This window comes from Segeticoccus rhizosphaerae (genome assembly GCF_005222685.1).
GTDB lineage: Bacteria > Actinomycetota > Actinomycetes > Actinomycetales > Dermatophilaceae > Segeticoccus > Segeticoccus rhizosphaerae.
In genome coordinates, this window is sequence record NZ_SWMA01000012.1 from 1 (window position 1) to 17,824 (window position 17,824).

Consider the following 17,824-nt stretch of genomic DNA (forward strand, 5'->3'; position numbering starts at 1 on the left):
AGTGACATGCCACACCTCCGCGCTAGGTGCCAACCATGTCGCGGGACAGGTGCCAACTATCTCGTGGAATCAGACACTGTCAGCCCGACCAGTGGCTTGCTCCCGCGCGGTCGGGCTCACAGTGCGGCCGTCGCCGTTTCGGTTCTGCGCGCCGCAGCCGATAGCATGGTTCGTCGTCCGCATCTGTGACCCCCACAGCCCCCACACGTTCTGGAGTGCCCTGCAGTGAAGAGTGCCGTCGAGACCCTCAACCCGACCCGGGTCAAGCTGACCGTCGAGGTCCCTTTCGACGAGCTCAAGCCGAGCCTCGATGCGGCCTACAAGGCGATCGGCGGGCAGATCAACGTGCCGGGCTTCCGCAAGGGCAAGGTCCCCGCCCGCATCATCGACCAGCGGGTCGGCCGCGGCGCGGTGCTGCAGGAGGCGGTCAACGAGGCCCTGCCGCAGTTCTACGGCCAGGCCGTCGAGGAGCAGGGCGTCCGCCCGCTCGGCCAGCCCGAGGTCGAGGTGACCGGTGTCCCCACGGGCGAGGGCGATGAGCTCGCCTTCACCGTCGAGGTCGACGTGCGTCCCGAGGTCACGCTGCCCGACTACTCCTCGATCAAGGTCGAGGTCGATGAGGTTTCGGCCTCCGACGAGGACGTGCAGGAGCGGATGACCGCGCTGCGCCAGCGGTTCGGGACCCTCACCGGTGTCGAGCGCGCAGCAGCCGAGGGAGACTTCGTCTCCATCGACCTGTCGGCCACGATCGGCGACGAGGAGATCGACTCCGTGACGGGCGTCTCCTACGAGATCGGTTCGGGGAACATGCTCGAGGGGCTCGACGAGGCGCTCACCGGTATGTCGGCCGGCGAGACCAAGGACTTCACCGCACCTCTGGCGGGGGGCGACCGTGAGGGCCAGGACGCCGACGTGACCGTCACGGTGCAGTCGGTCAAGGAGCGGGTCCTGCCCGAGCTCGACGACGAGTTCGCCCAGCTCGCTTCCGAGTTCGACACCATGGACGAGCTGACCGAGGACGTCCGCGCCCAGGCCGAACGCGCCAAGAAGTTCGAGCAGGGCGTCCAGGCCCGCGACAAGGTGCTCGAGCACCTGCTCGAGACCACCGAGATTCCGGTGCCCGACTCGCTGGTCGAGGCGGAGGTGCACAGCCACCTCGAGGGTGAGAACCGGCTCGACGACGATGAGCACCGCGCGGAGGTCGGCGAGAGCACTCGCAAGGCGCTGAAGGCCCAGTTCCTGCTCGACGCCATCGTCGAGAAGGAGGAGGTCCAGGTCAGCCAGGACGAGCTGATCGAGTACCTCGTGATGTCGGCCCAGCAGTACGGCATGGAGCCCAACGAGTTCGCCCAGGCGGTCGACCAGGGTGGGCAGGTCCCGGCCATGCTCGCGGAGGTGGGTCGACGCAAGGCCCTGGCGAGCGTGCTGGAGCAGGCCGAGGTCGTCGACAGCGCAGGCAACGTCGTGGACCTCAACGCGCTGAACACCGAGGAAGACGTCGAGGACGCCACCGACGACGCCGAGGCGACCGAGGCTGCTGCGATGGCGGCGGCGCAGGCCACTGCCGAGGAGACTGCCGAGACCGAGGAGGCCGCCGACACGCAGGCCCAGGATGCTGAGGTCGCGACCGACGAGGCCGCGCCACGCGACGAGCAGGCCACGCCGGCCGGCTCCTGACGCCCCACCGCTCGCGCACAGGGCGCCCCGCTCCACACCGGAGCCGGGGCGCCCTCGCGTCTCCCGGTACGGCCGCGGACTTGTGCGCTCAGGGCGAACACCGTGCCCTACGGGGACTGTCCCGGGGAAGCCGGGCGTTAGGGTCACTGTCAGGCACAGCAGACAGACAAACAGTGGGACCGAACCTGCGGTGGTCCCCTCCCGACAGATGGAGAAACGGTGAGCAACAGCAGCGAGATCGTCGCCGCGGAAGACGCGCGGCCAGGCGGTCTGGACGACCAGATCTACAACCGTCTGCTCAAGGAGCGCATCATCTTCCTGGGCTCCGACGTCCGGGACGACAACGCCAACGCGATCTGCGCGCAGCTGCTCCTGCTCGCAGCAGAGGACCCCGACCAGGACATCTGGCTCTACATCAACAGCCCCGGTGGCTCGGTGACGGCCGGCATGGCCATCTTCGACACGATGAAGTGGGTGCCCTGCGATGTGGCGACCGTGGCGATGGGCCTGGCCGCCAGCATGGGACAGTTCCTGCTGAGCGCAGGCACGCCGGGCAAGCGCTACGCGACCCCGCACGCCCGCGTGATGATGCACCAGCCGTCCGGCGGCATCGGCGGCACGGCCTCGGACATCAAGATCCAGGCGGAGCAGATGCTGCACATCAAGAAGCAGATGGCCGGCCTCATCGCGCAGCACACCGGGCAGACCGTGGAGCAGATCGAGAAGGACTCCGACCGCGACCGCTGGTTCACCGCCGAGGAGGCGAAGGAGTACGGGTTCGTCGACCACGTCTACCTGAGCTCCGACGAGGCCAGCAACGCCGAACAGTCCTGATCCGCCATACCTTCGAGACTTGGAGCACTGCAGATGATCAACCATTCGTATGGCGGCCCGCGTGTCCCCGCCCCGTCCAGCCGGTACATCCTCCCGCAGTTCGAGGAGCGCACCTCCTACGGCAGCAAGCGCACCGACCCCTACACCAAGCTCTTCGAGGACCGCATCATCTTCCTCGGCGTGCAGGTCGATGACGCGTCGGCGGACGACATCATCGCCCAGCTGATCGTCCTCGAGAGCCAGGACCCCGACCGGGACATCCTCATGTACATCAACAGCCCCGGTGGCTCCTTCACCGCGATGACCGCGATCTACGACACGATGCAGTACGTCCGCCCGGACGTGCAGACTTTCGTGATCGGCCAGGCGGCGTCCGCGGCTGCGGTGCTGCTCGGCGCGGGGGCGAAGGGCAAACGCTTCGCTCTGCCCAACTCCCGGATCCTGATCCACCAACCGGCCATGGAGGGCCTCGGCGGCCAGGCCAGTGACCTGGAGATCCAGGCCAACGAGGTCCTGCGCATGCGTGAGTGGCTGGAGGAGACCCTCGCCGCTCACTCCGGCCGCACGGTGGAGCAGGTCCGTGTCGACATCGAGCGTGACAAGATCCTGTCGGCGGAGGACGCCAAGGAGTACGGCCTCATCGACGAGGTCCTGCAGAGCCGCAAGGCAGCGCTCGAGGAGTGAACACTCCCGGCCGGCCCGCGCACGGGTTGTCCGCCCTGAGCGGACAACCCGTGACGGGAGGCCGACACCGGCGTTCAATGAAGGCGACTCGACGGCCCTCGGGGTAGCGTCGGGCCACGGCAGGGCAGCAACAGACGCACGAAACCGACAGGGCATCCGGACCACGGGTGCAGACCAAGGATGAAGGGGCCGCCTCGTGGCACGTGTGGGAGACGGTGGAGATCTGCTGAAGTGCTCCTTCTGCGGCAAGAGCCAGAAGCAGGTCAAGAAGCTCATCGCCGGGCCGGGCGTCTACATCTGCGACGAGTGCATCGAGCTGTGCAACGAGATCATCGAGGAGGAGCTCGCCGAGTCCTCCGACCTCGGCCTGGAGCAGCTGCCCAAGCCGCGTGAGATCTTCGACTTCCTCGAGCAGTACATCATCGGCCAGGACGTCGCCAAGCGGGCGCTCGCGGTGGCCGTCTACAACCACTACAAGCGGATCCAGGCCGGCGAGAACGTGTCCAAGAAGGACGCCGAGCAGGTCGTGGACATCTCCAAGTCCAACATCATGCTGATCGGCCCTACGGGGTGCGGCAAGACCTACCTCGCGCAGACGCTGGCGCGGATGCTCAACGTGCCGTTCGCGATTGCCGATGCTACGGCCCTCACGGAGGCCGGCTACGTCGGTGAGGACGTCGAGAACATCCTGCTGAAGCTGATCCAGGCCGCGGACTTCGACGTCAAGAAGGCCGAGACCGGCATCATCTACATCGACGAGGTCGACAAGATCGCCCGCAAGAGCGAGAACCCGTCGATCACCCGCGACGTCTCCGGTGAGGGAGTGCAGCAGGCACTGCTGAAGATCCTCGAGGGCACCACCGCCTCGGTGCCGCCCCAGGGTGGCCGCAAGCACCCGCACCAGGAGTTCATCCAGATCGACACCACCAACGTGCTGTTCATCGTGGGTGGGGCGTTCGCCGGGCTGGAGAAGCTGATCGAGTCCCGTTCGGGCAAGAAGGGGCTGGGCTTCGGTTCCGAGCTGCACCAGGCCAAGGACGTCGGTGAGTCCTATGGCGACGTGATGCCCGAGGACCTGATGAAGTTCGGGCTGATCCCGGAGTTCATCGGCCGGCTCCCGGTGATCACGACCGTGTCGCCGCTCGACCGCGACGCCCTGGTCAAGATCCTCACCGAGCCACGCAACGCCCTCGTCAAGCAGTACCAGCGGATGTTCGAGATCGACGGGGTCGAGCTCGAGTTCACCGACGAGGCGATCGAGGCCGTGGCCGACCAGGCGATGCTGCGCGGTATCGGCGCCCGCGGACTGCGCGCGATCATGGAGGAGGTGCTCCTGCCGGTCATGTTCGACGTGCCCAGCGAGGAGGACATCGCCCGCGTGGTCGTCACCCGCGAGGTGGTCCTCGACAACGTGAACCCGACCATCGTGCGTCGCGACGAGCGCCCCGCCCGGGCCAAGCGCCAGCGCAAGGAATCCGCCTGACCAACCCGCCTGGCGTCTGATCTCGCACGTCGCGCTGGCCCACTCGGCGCATGCTTTGCGCGCGCATCAGAGCCGGCGCGGGCCTCCGGGCGGGCGCAGCGACCAGCGACGGGCAGCCACCAGCGCCGCGGCCGCGACCACCCCGGCCGTCGTGGTCAGCACGACGCTGCCAGCGGTGTCCAGCGCGGCGAAGGCCCGCCCCACGGCATACACAGCGATGGTCACGCCGGCGACGACCGCTGTGCGGACCGACCAGCGGGCAAGGCTGCCTGCGGGCAGGCGGCCGGTGTGCGGTGCGCGGGTCGTGGCCGTGGTGGCGACGTGGAACCCCAACAACGCCAGAGCGGCGACCAGGGTCCACAGGGTGTGGGGATCGCCCTGGTGGCCGAAGTACCAGACGGCGAGCAGGTAGAGGGTCGTCAACGTCCCGGCGTCGCTGTCAGGGGCGAGCACCGTGAGGAGCGCCAGCAGCAGCCCCACGACGACCGCCCACACGGGGACCGAGCCGGCGGCCAGCACCGCCGCCAGGAACACCGCCGGCGCGAGCAGGACCACCAGGCGCAGCAGCAGCTCCGCACCGGCCAGCTGGAGCAGGTCGCGCAGCGCGTCGTCGAGCCGCCGGAACGGGGTCATCGGGGAGCCCCGGCTCCGAGGTCGGACCTCATCGGTGGGCCATCCGCGGTCCGGCAGCTCGCTGGGCGAGCTCGCGCAGCACCTGATCGAGACTGCCGGGACCGCGCCAGGCGACGACCGGCACGCCGGCCTGCTCGATCCGGCGGATCTCCCGCGCGCGCTCGAGCAGCCGCAGCCGCCACGCGAGGTGGCCGTAGCCGTCGTGGTCCGGCACCGCGAGGTCGCCCGGCAGGCTGTCGATCACCACGACGGTGAGACCGCGACTGGTCAGGGCCACCGCCTGCTGCAACGCCACCGGCGACACCAGCGGCGAGAGCATGACCACCAGCGCCCCCGCTCCGATGCCGAGCCGGGTGAGGCGCTCGTCGGGGTCACCGCGGTCGGTGCCGGGCCGGATCGCGGCCAACGTGTCGAGCACCCGTCGCAGGTGGCGCCGTCCGGTCGCGGGCGGGACACGGGTCACGTCGGCCGCGCCGAGGACCCGCAGGCTGACCCGTTCGCCTCGGTGCAGGTAGTGCTCGGCGACCGCTCCGGCGGCCCGCACGGACACGTCGAGCGTGCTCGCGCTGCCCTCGATGCCCTCGCTCTCACCGAGGTCGTTGAAGGCGTCGACCACGAGCACCACGTGGCTGTCCTGGTCGGCGTAGCTGGAGGTGACGTGCAGCTCACCGGTGCGGGCCGAGACCGGCCAGTGGATGCGCTTCAGCCGGTCGCCGACCTGGAACGGCCGGATGCTCGCGAACTCGCTGCCCTCGCCCGGCCGGGCCGCCCGGTTGACCCCCACCAGACCCTGTGGATGCGGTGCGTGGGCGGTGGTGTCGAAGACGGCCGGCAACGGCAGGGTCCGCACGCCGATCGGCTCGAGCTCGACCGGGCCGAACCGGAACGCACCCCACGAGCTCGTCGCCCCGACCAGTCCCGGCCCGACGTTCCGCTGGCCCCAGCGCAGCGACCGCCACGCGGTGCTCACGGTGTGGCGGGCCGGGTCGCCGCCGGCGTCGTCCTCGCCGTCGTGCAGGCTCTCGGTCCGCACTCCCGACACCGGGTCGAGCTGGGACCAGACCCCCCGCTCCAGCACCGTGGTGACCTCCTCCATCCCCTCGACCCGGGTCAGGTGCACGTTCCAGAGCGTGGCCTCTCCCTCACGCACGGTGGTCAGCGAGATGCCGCACGAGATCGTGGGCGAGGAGCGGGGCCTCGTGAGGACGGCCCAGAGCGCGATGGTCGCGAAGGGCGCCCCGAGCACCAGCAGGTCCGGACGGTGCAGCACCAGCGCGGCAAGCATGGCGAACGAGGCGACCAGCAGGGCGCGCAGGTGAGCGGGCGTCGGCCGCCAGCCTCGGTCGGAGCGTGCCATCTCAGCCCGCTGCCCGGCTCTCGCGGGCGGAGGGCGTGGGCACCGAGTCGAGGACCTCGCCGACCACCGAGGCGCCGGACACGTTGCTCATCCACAGCTCCGGCTTGACGGTGATCCGGTGCTCCAGCACCGCGTGTGCCACCTGCTTGACGTCCTCGGGGGTGACGTAGTCGCGGCCTTGCAGCACGGCATACGCCCTCGCCGTAAGCACGAGGGCGAGGGAGCCGCGTGGCGAGGCACCCATCAGGACGTGCCGGTGCCGGCGCGTCGCGGCGGCGAGCGCCACGCAGTACTCGCCGACGCTGGGGTCGACGGTGCCGCGCTCGATCGCGGCCTGCATCTGCAGCAGGCCGTCGGCCTCCGTGACGGCCTCCAGCGTCTGCTCCTCGTGCCGTCGTCCGATCCGCCGCTGCAGCACGTCGAGCTCCTCCTCCGCCCTCGGGTAGCCGAAGCTCACCCGCATGAGGAACCGGTCGAGCTGTGCCTCCGGCAGCGGGTAGGTGCCTTCGTACTCCACCGGATTGGCGGTCGCGAGCACGTGGAACGGCGCGGGCAGCGCGAAGGTCCGTCCCTCCACCGTGATCTGGCGCTCCTGCATCGCCTCCAGCAGGGCCGACTGGGTCTTGGGCGGGGTGCGGTTGATCTCGTCGGCGAGCAACAGGCCGGTGAACAGCGGGCCCCGGCGGAACTCGAACTCGGTCGAGCGCTGGTTGTAGATGAAGGAGCCGGTCAGGTCACTGGGGAGCAGGTCGGGAGTGAACTGGGCCCGGGTGAAGTCGAGCCCGAGGGCCTGCGCGAAAGAGCGGGCCGCCAGGGTCTTGCCGAGCCCGGGGTAGTCCTCGAGCAGCACGTGCCCGCCCGCCAGGATGCCGCTGAGCACCAGCTCCAGGGCGCGCCGCTTGCCCACCACGGCGGTCTCGACCCGGTCGAGGACGGTGTTCGCCCGCTGGGAGACGGTGGGCAGGTCGGGGGGAGTCGTCACAGTGCCTCGATTCGGGTCAGGTGGTCGGACAGCGTGGAGCGGCTGAGCTCGCCCAGCCGCTCGGGTGGTCGTGACAGGTAGTCGTGCAGCGCGGGACCGAGCAGCTCGACGGCGCGGGCGTCGTCGAGCCGTATGCCGTGTGCCGACTCCAGCCGTTCGGCGGCCAGGTCTGCGAGCAGTTGCTGCAGGTCCACCGGAGGCCGACGCCGCCGCAGGTTGCGCGCGTCCTTGTCGATCGCGTCGCGGACGATCCGGTGCAGGTGGGACAGTCGCGGGTCCGCGCCCCTCGGCCGGGGCGCCGGCGAGTAGAAGCCGGCCCAGTGGGCGGGCTGTGACTCCAGCGCGAGGTCCTGCACTAGCCAGGACAGTGCGAAGCCGGCGGCGAGGTAGCCGGCCAGCACGGTCACCGCGGGGTCGGTCCGCAGCCACCAAGCCAGCAGCACCACGACGAGCCAGACCACGGCCAGGCCGAGGACGCGCCGCCGCCACAGCCGGGTCACCGGTCCTCCCTCGTCGGGCCGTCGGGCGGGGTGGTGGGAGGTCTGGGAGGGCCGGGAGGGCTGCCAAAGCTCGCGCCGGTCGGTTGCCGAGGCGTCTCACCGACCCGCTGCAGCCCCTCGTGGGTCACCCGCAGGGCCGAAACGGCTCGGTCACGGTCGGCCTCGCCGAGGTCGTGGGTGGAGAACCGGGCGACCCGGTAGAGGTGGGCGAGCTCGTGGACGGAGTCGGGGTCGACCGCCAGGCCGGTGAGCACCCGGGCGGTGAACTCGGCAGAGGTCTCGCTCGGCCGGCGGGGCAGACCCGCGCCGGCCACCGCCTCCTCGAGGCGCAGCCAGCAGGCCACGATCGCGTTGCGTGGCCGGCCCTCGGCAAGGGCCGCGAACTGTGACTCGGCGTCCTCGACGACGGAGGTGGCGATGTCGGGCAGGACCTCGAAGGCCGTCTCTCGCGGACGGTCGCGGCGGAAGCGCACCAGGCGGTAGACGTAGTAGGCCACGGCGGCCACCACCAGCACGGCGACGAGGACGGCCAGGATCGTCAGCAGGAGGCCGAAGACGGTGCTGCCGTCGTGGACCTTGCTCATGTCGATGCTCGGCTGCGGGGGCGGGGTGCCGCTCGGCTGCGGTCCAGGGGTGCGTGGGCGCACCGTGGCACGGGGGAGCTCGAACGGGTCCTGCGGGGGTCCGAGGACGGTGACCGGGCGGCTGCTGGTCACCCACAGCAGGAGCGTCAGGGCCCCCGCCCCGGCGACCGCGATCCATCCCCGCCGAGTCACCCTCGCACCGTACACGCAGGCGCCCGGTGCTCCTTCGCGGTCACGGGGCCCGTCGGGAGGGCGACCGCACGCGCCGCGGTCGGCCCGAGACCGAGCAGCAGGGTCAGGCCGCCGAGGCTCCACCACGGGCGCGAGCAGCCCACGGCGTGCAGAGCGGGCGGTTGCGTGGATGTGGGCCGCAGCAAGCGGCGCCGGACGTCAGTGGCCGCGGTCGGGCGTCGCCGATGACGGGTCAGCTCGCCGGTATGACGGTGCTCACCGCGGCCGCTCCCCACCCTTGCGACACCGGCCCGCAGCGAGCAGCGACACCACCGGGAGTCAGTGCTTGACGTAGGGGACCAGCTGGACGTCGCGCACCTCGAGCTGGTCTGCCTCGGCATAGCTGATCGCGGTGACGTGTCCGGTGGCGGCCAGGTCGGCCTCCGCGCCCCGGACCTGCTCGACCTGGGCGGACGGGGCGGCCAGCACCATCGAGGTGATCTCGGACTTCATGCCGACCTTCGCCTCCGACTTGACCTTGCGCACCCCGGCCAGGGCGAGCCCGACCGTGTCGAGCAGGGCCTTGTCGGCATCGCCCGTCGCGGCGCGCAGGCCGGACGACTCCGGCCACGGCGACCGGTGGACCGAGCCCTCGTGCCACCACGACCAGACCTCCTCGGTGGCATACGGGAGGAACGGCGCCAGCAGGCGCAGCAGCACGTCGAGCGCGACCCGCAGCGCCGCCCGCGCCGACGCGGCCGCCTCATCTCCCTGCCCGCCGTAGGCACGGTCCTTGACCAGCTCGAGGTAGTTGTCGCAGAACGACCAGAAGAAGCTCTCGGTGACCTCGAGCGAGCGGGTGTAGTCCCAGGACTCGAAGCCCGCGCCCGCCTGGTCGACGACGTCGGCGAGGGCGGCGAGCATCGACCGGTCCAGCGGATGCGTCACCCGTGCGGCGAGGTCGTCGCCGTCCGCCGTGACGTCACCGAAGGACAGCGCGAACTTGCTCGCGTTGAGGATCTTGATGGCGAGGCGCCGGCCCACCTTCATCTGGCCGTCGTCGTATGCCGAGTCGGAGCCAAGCCGCCCCGAGAGGGCCCAGTAGCGCACCGCGTCGGAGCTGTGCTGCTTCAGCACGTCCTCGGGCGTGACCACGTTGCCCTTGGACTTGCTCATCTTCTTGCGGTCGGGGTCGAGGATCCAGCCGTTGATGGCCGCGTTGTCCCACGGCACGCTGTCGTGCTCGAAGTGGCTGCGCACCACGGTCGCGAACAGCCAGGTGCGGATGATGTCGTGGCCCTGCGAGCGCATGTCCATGGGGAAGATCCGGTCGAACAGCTCGGCGTCGTTGCGACCTCCCGCGTCGCTGGTCACCGGCCAGCCGGCGGCGATCTGGGGTGACAGCGACGAGGTCGCCCACGTGTCCATCACGTCGGGGTCCGCGGCGAAACCGCCAGGCCGGCCGCGCTGGTGCTCGTCGTAGCCCGGCGGGGTGTCTGAGGTCGGGTCGACCGGCAGGCTCGCCTCGTCGGCCAGGATCGGGTTGGCGTGGTCGGCCGTTCCGTCGGCGTCGACGGGATACCAGACGGGGAAGGGCACGCCGAAGAAGCGCTGGCGGGAGATCAGCCAGTCGCCGTTGAGGCCCTCGACCCAGTTGCGGTATCGGGCCCGCATGAACGCCGGGTGGAAGCCGATCTGCTCTCCCCGGGCGATGAGCGCCTTGCCGAGGTCGGCCTCCCGGCCGCCGTTGCGGATGTACCACTGGCGGCTCGTGACGATCTCCAGTGGCTTCTCGCCGCGCTCGTAGAAGTTCGCCTTGCGCTGCGTCTTGACCGGCTCGCCCACGAGGTCACCCGACTCGCGCAGGGCCGCGACCACGTTCTCCCGGGCGGTGAACACGGTCTTGGTGGCGAGCGACTCGGCATACAGCTGCTCGCCCGGACCACCCGCGATCCAGGCGGGGGTCTCGCCCTGCATCCGACCATTGCGGGTGACCAGCGAGCGGATCGGCAGCTGCAGCTCGCGCCACCACTGGACGTCGGTCAGGTCGCCGAAGGTGCAGCACATCGCGATGCCGGCGCCCTTGTCCGGCTCGGCGAGGCGATGGGCCAGCACCGGGATCTCGACCCCGAACAGCGGTGAGGTGACAGTGGATCCGAACAGGCCGGCATACCGCTCGTCGTCCGGGTGGGCGATCAGCGCGACGCACGCCGGGATCAGCTCCGGGCGGGTGGTCTCGATCTCGACGGCGTCGGCACCGTCCCGGTGGAATCGGATCCGGTGGTAGGCGCCGGGGTAGTCACGTGCCTCCAGCTCGGCCTGGGCGACCGCGGTCTGGAAGGTCACGTCCCACAGGCCCGGAGCCTCCGCCTGGTAGGCCTCCCCGCGCCGGACGTTGCGCAGGAACGCCTGCTGGGCCACGGTGCGCGACCGGTCGTCGATGGTGCGGTAGCCGCGCGACCAGTCCACCGAGATGCCGAGCCGGCGGAAGAGCGACTCGTAGGCCTCCTCGTCCTGCACCGTGAGCGACTCGCACAGCTCGATGAAGTTGGCCCGGCTGATCGGCTGCTGGTCGGCGGCCTTGATGCTCTTGGAACCCCCGCTGTGCGGCGGCTCGTAGTCGGGCGCGTAGGGCAGCGAGGTGTCCCCGCGCACGCCGTGGTAGTTCTGCACCCGCTTCTCCGTGGGCAGGCCGTTGTCGTCCCACCCGATCGGGAAGAAGACCTCCCGACCACGCATCCGCTGGTAGCGGGCCATGCAGTCGGTGTGGGTGTAGCCGAACACGTGGCCCATGTGCAGCGAGCCGGACGCGGTCGGGGGAGGCGTGTCGATGGAGAAGACCTGCTCCCGCGGCAGCCCGAGGGCGCGCTCCCGGTCGAACGCGTAGAGGTCCCGCTCCTGCCATACCGCCATCCAGCGGTCCTCGAGCCCGTCGACGGACGGCTTGTCGGGCAGCGTGGGCGTGCGGCGGTCGGGAGTGCCTGGGGCGGGTGAACTCATGCGGGGATCTTCCCAGACCACGGGGCCGGGCCACCAATCGGTTGACGCCGTCGCAGCCGCGGGTCGCGCCGCAGATTCGGCAGGCCCGGCGACCTTCACTAGAGTGTCGCTGTCGTGGGCCGCCATGGACGGACCCTGGACCGACCTGGACCGACATGGAGTGCCACGGAACAGCCCACGCGCTCGGAGGTGGGCGCTGTGGCGAGAGGAAGAAATCACAGATGACGGTTGCGGGTGCAGCAGGGCCGCTCGAAGGCGCCCGGGTCTTTCTGACCGGGGTCACCGGATTCGTCGGCCAGGCCGTGCTGCAGCAGCTGCTGAGCACCTACCCGACCACCTCGGTCACCGTCCTGGTCCGGCCCCGTGGCGACATCTCGGCGCAGGACCGGCTCGAGGGGCTGCTGCGCAAGGCGGTGTTCACCCCGTGGCGCCGGGAGATCGGTCGGGAGGCCGTGCAGGCCGCGCTGCGCGAGCGCGTGCGGGTCGTCGAGGGCGACCTCGGCTCGCTCACGGCGCTGCCCGGCGACATCGACGTGGTGCTCCACGGCGCCTCCACCGTTTCCTTCGACCCGCCCATCGACGAGGCCTTCCGCGACAACGTGTCGGGGGCGCAGGCGCTGTATGACGCGGTGCTGGCCAGCGGCGCCGACCCGCACGTCGTGCACATCTCCACCGCCTACGTCGCCGGGCTGCGCAAGGGCATCGTGCCCGAGGAGCGGCACGAGCACCACGTGGACTGGCGCGCCGAGGCGCAGGCCGCGTTCACGGCCCGCGACAGCGTGGAGCGCGAGTCCCGCCACCCCGAGGTGCTGCAGGACCTGCTGAAGAAGGCCCGCGACCGGCACGGCAAGGCCGGCCCGCAGGCGGTCGCGCAGGCCGCCGAACAGGCGCGGGTCAAGTGGGTGCACCGCCGGCTCGTCGACTTCGGCCGCAGCCGGGCCCAGTCGCTCGGCTGGCCCGACGTCTACACCTTCACCAAGGCCCTCGGCGAGCGGGTGGCCGAGGAGCTGTGGGCCGATTCCGGACACCGCCTGTCGGTCGTGCGCCCGACCATCATCGAGAGCGCGCTGCACACGCCGGCCCCGGGCTGGATCGACGGTTTCAAGGTCGCCGACCCGCTGATCGTCGCCTACGGCCAGGGCTACCTGCCGGAGTTCCCCGGCCTGCCCGACAGCGTGCTCGACATCATCCCCGTCGACATGGTGGTCAACGCGGCGCTCGCGGCGGCCGCCTCACCCCCGCCTGCGGGGCAGAGCCAGTACTTCCACGTCGGCTCCGGCGCCCGCAACCCGCTGCCGTTCCGGCGCATGTTCGACAACGTGCTGACCTACTTCACCGCGCACCCCATGCCGGACGGCAAGGGTGGGCAGGTGCAGGTGCCGGCCTGGGAGTTCCCGGGGGGCCGCCAGGTCGAGCGCAGGCTGCGACGGGACGAACGGCTCATGGACCTCGCCGGGCGCGCCCTGCTGCGGTTGCCCGCGACCGAGCGCACCCGCAACTGGGCCGTCGAGGTGCAGCGCAAGCACGACGGGCTCGGGCAGCTGCGCGGCTACGCCGACCTCTACCAGAGCTACACCCAGACCGAGGTCATCTACGACGACAGCCGCACCCGCGCCCTCCACGAGGCCCTTCCCGAGGACCGGCGACGCGACCACGGCTTCGACGTCTCCGAGATCGACTGGGAGCGCTACCTGCAGGAGGTGCACATCCCGGGCATCACCAAGCTGGCCCGCGCCTTCTCCGGCCGCAACCGCGACGCGACCACCCGGCCGGCCAGCCTGCCGCGACGCACCGACGTGGCCGCCGTCTTCGACCTGCAGGGCACCGTGCTGGCCTCCAACGTCGTCGAGCAGTACCTCCTCATGCAAAAGGCGGTGCTGCCGCCCGCGCAGTGGCCGCACGAGGTCGCCGACCTGGCCCGGTCGCTGCCGGAGTACCTGCGGGCCGAGCGCCGTGACCGCGGTGAGTTCATCCGCACGTTCGTCCGGCGCTACGAGGGCGTCGACCAGGTGCAGCTGCAGGCCCTGGTCGACGGGGAGCTGGGCGAGGCGCTGCGGCGCGGCGTGATCCCGCAGGCCGTCGCCCAGATCAAGGCGCACCGCGAGGCCGGCCACCGGACGGTCCTGGTGACCGGTGCCATCGACGTGTTCGTGCGTCCGCTCGCCCCGCTCTTCGACGAGGTGGTCGCGGCGAAGATGCATTGCGACCAGGGCACCTGGACCGGCTACCTAGACGCCCCGCCGCTCGTGGACGAGGCCCGCGCCGCCTGGCTGCGCGAATACGCCCGGGCCCGTGGCCTCGACCTGTCCGGGTCCTACGCCTACGGCGACAGCCAGTCCGACCGTGTCTGGCTGGAGCTCGTGGGACACCCCCAGGCGGTCAACCCGGACGTGGCGCTCTACCAGTACGCCAAGCGCAAGCACTGGCAGGTGCACTCGTGGGACCGGCCGTCGCGCACCCGCCTCGAGGGGCTGGCCGGCAACCTGGCGTCGCGGACGCACAAGTGACGGCCGGCGGACCGCTCGCGCGCCGGGCGCTGGTGACCGGGGGGACCTCGGGCATCGGTGCGGCCTTCGCCCGCGCGCTGGCCGGGCAGGGCGCCGACCTGGTCCTCGTCGCCCGCGACGCGACCCGGATGGAGGACTTCGCCGCGGACCTGCGCAGTCGCCACGGCGTCGAGGTGGAGACGCTCGTGGCCGACCTCGCCGAGCGTGACCAGGTGCTGCGGGTGGCTGACCGGCTGACCGCCGCGGACCGCCCCGTGGACCTGCTGGTCAACAACGCCGGTTTCGCGGTCCGGGCCCCGCTCACCGCCGCCGACACCACGCCGCACGAGCACGCGATGGACGTCATGTGCCGCGCGGTGCTGATGCTCGGCGCGGCGGCGGGCCGCACCATGCGCGAGCGCGGCAGCGGCCGGATCGTCAACGTCTCCAGCACTTCCGGGTATGTGGTGCTGGGCAACTACTCCGCGATCAAGGCTTGGGTCACGGCATACGGCGAGGGCCTGGCGGTGGAGCTGGCGGGCTCCGGCGTGACCGTCACGACGGTGTGCCCGGGGTGGGTGCGCACCGCGTTCCACGACCGGGCCGGCATCGCGACCACCAGCATCCCGGGTCCGCTCTGGTTGGACGCCGACGACCTCGTCGCCGAGGCGCTGAGCGACGTGGCCAGGGGCCGGGTCATCTCGATCCCCAGCAAGCGCTACCGCATCCTGATCTGGGGAGCGAGGCATGCGCCGCGACCGGTGATCCGTCGGATCTCCGCGGCCATCTCGTCCTCCCGGCACCGGGACGGGGCAGCCCGGGCCGAGCGCGCCGCGCAGACGACACAGGCAGAGCAGGACGGCGGGGACCAGCCGGGTCCGCGTCCACCCTCCGGCACAGAAATGTCAGATGATGATCCTCATGCATGAGTCCCCCGGCGCCAGACCGGGATCCCGCTACACCTCGATCCGCCACGCCGCCGCCCGTCACGTGGCGCAGCGCGGGCTGCTCAAGCCGCTCGTCTGGTCGCTGGTCGACGTGACCGTCCGGGGCACCGAGAACCTCGAGGGCCTGCGGGCCCCGTTCGTCGTGGTCGGCAACCATTCCAGCCACCTGGACGCCCCTCTCGTGCTGGGGTCGCTGCCGCCGCGGCTGTCGCGCTACCTCGCCGCCGGCGCCGCCGCGGACTACTTCTTCGACGTCTGGTGGCGCAAGGGGCTGACCGCGCTCTTCTTCAATGCGTTCCCGGTCGAGCGCTACGGGCTCCGCAAGCGCTCGAAGGTCGCCACGACGCTGCTCGCGGAGGGCGTCCCGCTGCTGCTCTTCCCGGAGGGCACCCGCTCCCACGACGGCTCGATGGCACCGTTCAAGCGGGGGACCGCGGCGCTGTGCCTCACCGCCGGGGTGCCGTGCCTCCCCATGGCGATCGTCGGTGCGAGCAAGGCGATGCCGCGCGGGACGAGCTGGCCGGTGCGAGGACGGCCCCGGGTCACCGTCGTCTTCGGCGCGCCCATGACGCCGCACGAGGGGGAGCACTCCTCGGCGTTCTCGGCCCGGATCGAGGAGCGGGTGCGCGAGCTGCACCTGTCCGTCGCTCCGCTCCCGCCGTCGACCAGGCGCCGCCACACCGACGAAGCCAGCGACAACCACCGCGTGGAATCTTCGCGAGGTCTCGGCCCCGCAGAAGGCACCGAACCTCACGAAGACTCCACACAGGAGTCGCAGCGACCGAGCGCAGGAGGAGAGTCATGACGTCCGTGCAGCACATGAAGTGGTGGGGATGGGGCCTCGACGGCGTCAGCTTCCACCACGAGGACAAGCCCGCCCTGCGCCCCTTCGTCCTGGAGGCCGTCGGTCTCGACCTGGACGTGCCCGCCGAGCCGATGATCTCCTTCGACGACCTCGCCGTCCCGGACAGCCGGATCGGTGACGAGCTGCTCGGTGCGCTGACGGCCGCGGTGGGCGAGGCCCACACCACGACCGACGGCATGGAGCGGGTCGTCCACACCTACGGCAAGAGCCTTCGCGACCTGTTGCGGGTGCGCGCCGGCGACCTGCCCCGGGTGCCGGACGTCGTGGTCTACCCGGCCGACGAGGGCGAGGTCCGGCAGGTCGTCGACCTCGCCGTCGAGGCCGACGCGGTGATCATTCCGTTCGGCGGCGGCAGCAACATCTCCGGCAGCCTCGAGCCACCCGCGGACGAGGCCCGACCGGTCATCTCGCTCGACCTGGGCCGCCTCGACCGGCTGCTCGAGGTCGACGAGGGCTCCGGTCTCGCCCGCATCCAGGCCGGCACCCTCGGCCCCGACGTGGAGCGCCAGCTCGGCGACCGGGGCTGGACGCTCGGCCACTTCCCGGACTCCTTCACGCACAGCACGATCGGTGGCTGGGCGGCCACCCGCTCCTCCGGCATGCAGTCGGACAAGTACGGCGACATCGCCGACATCGTCCGCGGCGTGCGGGTGGTGCGGCCGGGCAAGATGCTCGTCGTCCGGCCCGTCCCGTCGGCCTCGACCGGCCCGAGTGTGCGCGAGATGGTCCTGGGCAGCGAGGGCCGGCTCGGGGTCATCACCGAGGTCACCGTGCAGGTGCACCGGATCCCCGAGCACCGGGTCGTCCTCGGTTACCTCTTCCCGTCCTGGAAGAGCGGCCTGTCGGCGATGCGCGAGATCTCGATCAGCGAGGCCACCCCGTCGATCACCCGCGTCTCCGACGCCCACGAGACCGGCTTCTCGTTCGCCACCCGCAAGAAGACCGAGGGCTTCTCGATCAGTGGCACCGCGAGCAAGGGCCTGATGGCGGTGCTGGAGAAGCGCGGCTGGGACCTCGACCAGGCCTGTCTGTCGTTCGTGGGTTTCGAGGGCAGCAAGGGCCACGTCTCCGACCAGAAGGCCATCGTCCGCAAGATCATCCGCAGCCACGGGGGCATCGTCCTCGGCAAGGGCCCGGGCGAGCTCTACGACCAGAAGAAGTTCGACACGCCATACATCCGCGACTACCTGCTCGACCGTGGTGCCGCCGCGGACGTGTCGGAGACCGCGGCACCGTGGTCACGGCTGCAGCAGGTGTATGACGACGTGACTGCGGCTGCCAATAGCGCCTACGACGAGCTCGGCGTCAAGGGATGGATCATGTGCCACCTGAGCCACTCCTACCACTCGGGCGCCTGCCTCTACTTCACCTTCGCCTTCCCGCACGGCGGGGACGTCGCGCTGAAGCAGTACCAGACGGTCAAGAACGCGATCCAGCAGTCGTTCATCGACGCGGGCGGCACCCTGTCGCACCACCACGCCGTCGGCACCGAGCACTCGGCCTGGCTCGAGCAGGACATCTCGCCGGCCGGCGTCGAGCTCGTCAGCGGCCTGATCGGGGCGGCCGACCCGAGGGCGAACTTCAACCCCGGCAAGATCCTGCCCTAGGGGGACTCGGCCAC

14 protein-coding genes are annotated in these 17,824 nt (G+C 70.9%); 8 read left to right on the forward strand and 6 right to left on the reverse strand.

Going from position 1 to position 17,824, the window contains the following annotated elements; translation table 11 throughout:
- The first annotated feature begins 225 nt into the window (after nt 1-225).
- The 4 genes from tig to clpX all read left to right on the forward strand — a co-directional run bounded on the left by tig (nt 226) and on the right by clpX (nt 4,678).
- A complete protein-coding gene (gene tig / locus FCN22_RS10175; RefSeq protein ID WP_137121443.1) occupies nt 226-1,677 on the forward strand; it encodes a trigger factor in 1,452 nt (483 codons plus the stop codon).
- 219 nt (nt 1,678-1,896) lie between these two features.
- Nucleotides 1,897-2,511, forward strand: a complete 615-nt coding sequence (locus FCN22_RS10180) for an ATP-dependent Clp protease proteolytic subunit (RefSeq protein WP_137121444.1) — start codon at nt 1,897-1,899, stop codon at nt 2,509-2,511.
- Between the two features lie 33 nt (nt 2,512-2,544).
- The gene (locus tag FCN22_RS10185; protein ID WP_137121445.1) at nt 2,545-3,195 is read left to right on the forward strand and encodes an ATP-dependent Clp protease proteolytic subunit; all 651 of its coding nucleotides are present in this window, start codon (nt 2,545-2,547) and stop codon (nt 3,193-3,195) included.
- Between the two features lie 196 nt (nt 3,196-3,391).
- A complete protein-coding gene (gene clpX / locus FCN22_RS10190; protein ID WP_137121446.1) occupies nt 3,392-4,678 on the forward strand; it encodes an ATP-dependent Clp protease ATP-binding subunit ClpX in 1,287 nt (428 codons plus the stop codon).
- A 66-nt stretch (nt 4,679-4,744) separates the two neighbouring features.
- Here clpX and FCN22_RS10195 read toward each other — a convergent pair whose 3' ends face one another.
- The 6 genes from FCN22_RS10195 to valS all read right to left on the reverse strand — a co-directional run bounded on the left by FCN22_RS10195 (nt 4,745) and on the right by valS (nt 11,905).
- Complete coding sequence (locus FCN22_RS10195; protein WP_137121447.1) at nt 4,745-5,311, reverse strand: hypothetical protein; 567 nt, start codon at nt 5,309-5,311, stop codon at nt 4,745-4,747.
- Between the two features lie 28 nt (nt 5,312-5,339).
- Complete coding sequence (locus FCN22_RS10200; RefSeq protein WP_137121448.1) at nt 5,340-6,668, reverse strand: DUF58 domain-containing protein; 1,329 nt, start codon at nt 6,666-6,668, stop codon at nt 5,340-5,342.
- Nucleotide 6,669: 1 nt separating this feature from the next.
- Complete coding sequence (locus FCN22_RS10205; RefSeq protein ID WP_137121449.1) at nt 6,670-7,650, reverse strand: AAA family ATPase; 981 nt, start codon at nt 7,648-7,650, stop codon at nt 6,670-6,672.
- Nucleotides 7,647-8,150, reverse strand: coding sequence for a hypothetical protein (locus FCN22_RS10210; protein ID WP_137121450.1), 504 nt, complete (start codon nt 8,148-8,150; stop codon nt 7,647-7,649). Before FCN22_RS10210 ends, FCN22_RS10205 begins: the two co-directional genes overlap by 4 nt.
- Complete coding sequence (locus FCN22_RS10215; RefSeq protein ID WP_137121451.1) at nt 8,147-8,926, reverse strand: DUF4129 domain-containing protein; 780 nt, start codon at nt 8,924-8,926, stop codon at nt 8,147-8,149. Before FCN22_RS10215 ends, FCN22_RS10210 begins: the two co-directional genes overlap by 4 nt.
- Before the next feature lie 318 nt (nt 8,927-9,244).
- On the reverse strand, nt 9,245-11,905 hold the full coding sequence (gene valS, locus FCN22_RS10220; RefSeq protein ID WP_137121452.1) for a valine--tRNA ligase: 2,661 nt from the start codon (nt 11,903-11,905) through the stop codon (nt 9,245-9,247).
- Between the two features lie 221 nt (nt 11,906-12,126).
- On the opposite strand from valS, the gene FCN22_RS10225 reads away from it, so the two are divergent.
- From FCN22_RS10225 to FCN22_RS10240, 4 genes are read left to right on the forward strand one after another with little or no spacing between them, the layout of a single operon-like run.
- Complete coding sequence (locus tag FCN22_RS10225; RefSeq protein ID WP_137121453.1) at nt 12,127-14,412, forward strand: HAD-IB family phosphatase; 2,286 nt, start codon at nt 12,127-12,129, stop codon at nt 14,410-14,412.
- Nucleotides 14,409-15,320, forward strand: coding sequence for an SDR family NAD(P)-dependent oxidoreductase (locus FCN22_RS10230; RefSeq protein WP_238384657.1), 912 nt, complete (start codon nt 14,409-14,411; stop codon nt 15,318-15,320). Before FCN22_RS10225 ends, FCN22_RS10230 begins: the two co-directional genes overlap by 4 nt.
- Nucleotides 15,313-16,143, forward strand: a complete 831-nt coding sequence (locus FCN22_RS10235) for a lysophospholipid acyltransferase family protein (RefSeq protein WP_137121454.1) — start codon at nt 15,313-15,315, stop codon at nt 16,141-16,143. Before FCN22_RS10230 ends, FCN22_RS10235 begins: the two co-directional genes overlap by 8 nt.
- On the forward strand, nt 16,140-17,810 hold the full coding sequence (locus FCN22_RS10240) for an FAD-binding oxidoreductase (RefSeq protein ID WP_137121455.1): 1,671 nt from the start codon (nt 16,140-16,142) through the stop codon (nt 17,808-17,810). The genes FCN22_RS10235 and FCN22_RS10240 overlap by 4 nt, the downstream gene beginning before the upstream one ends.
- Nucleotides 17,811-17,824: the final 14 nt, after the last annotated feature.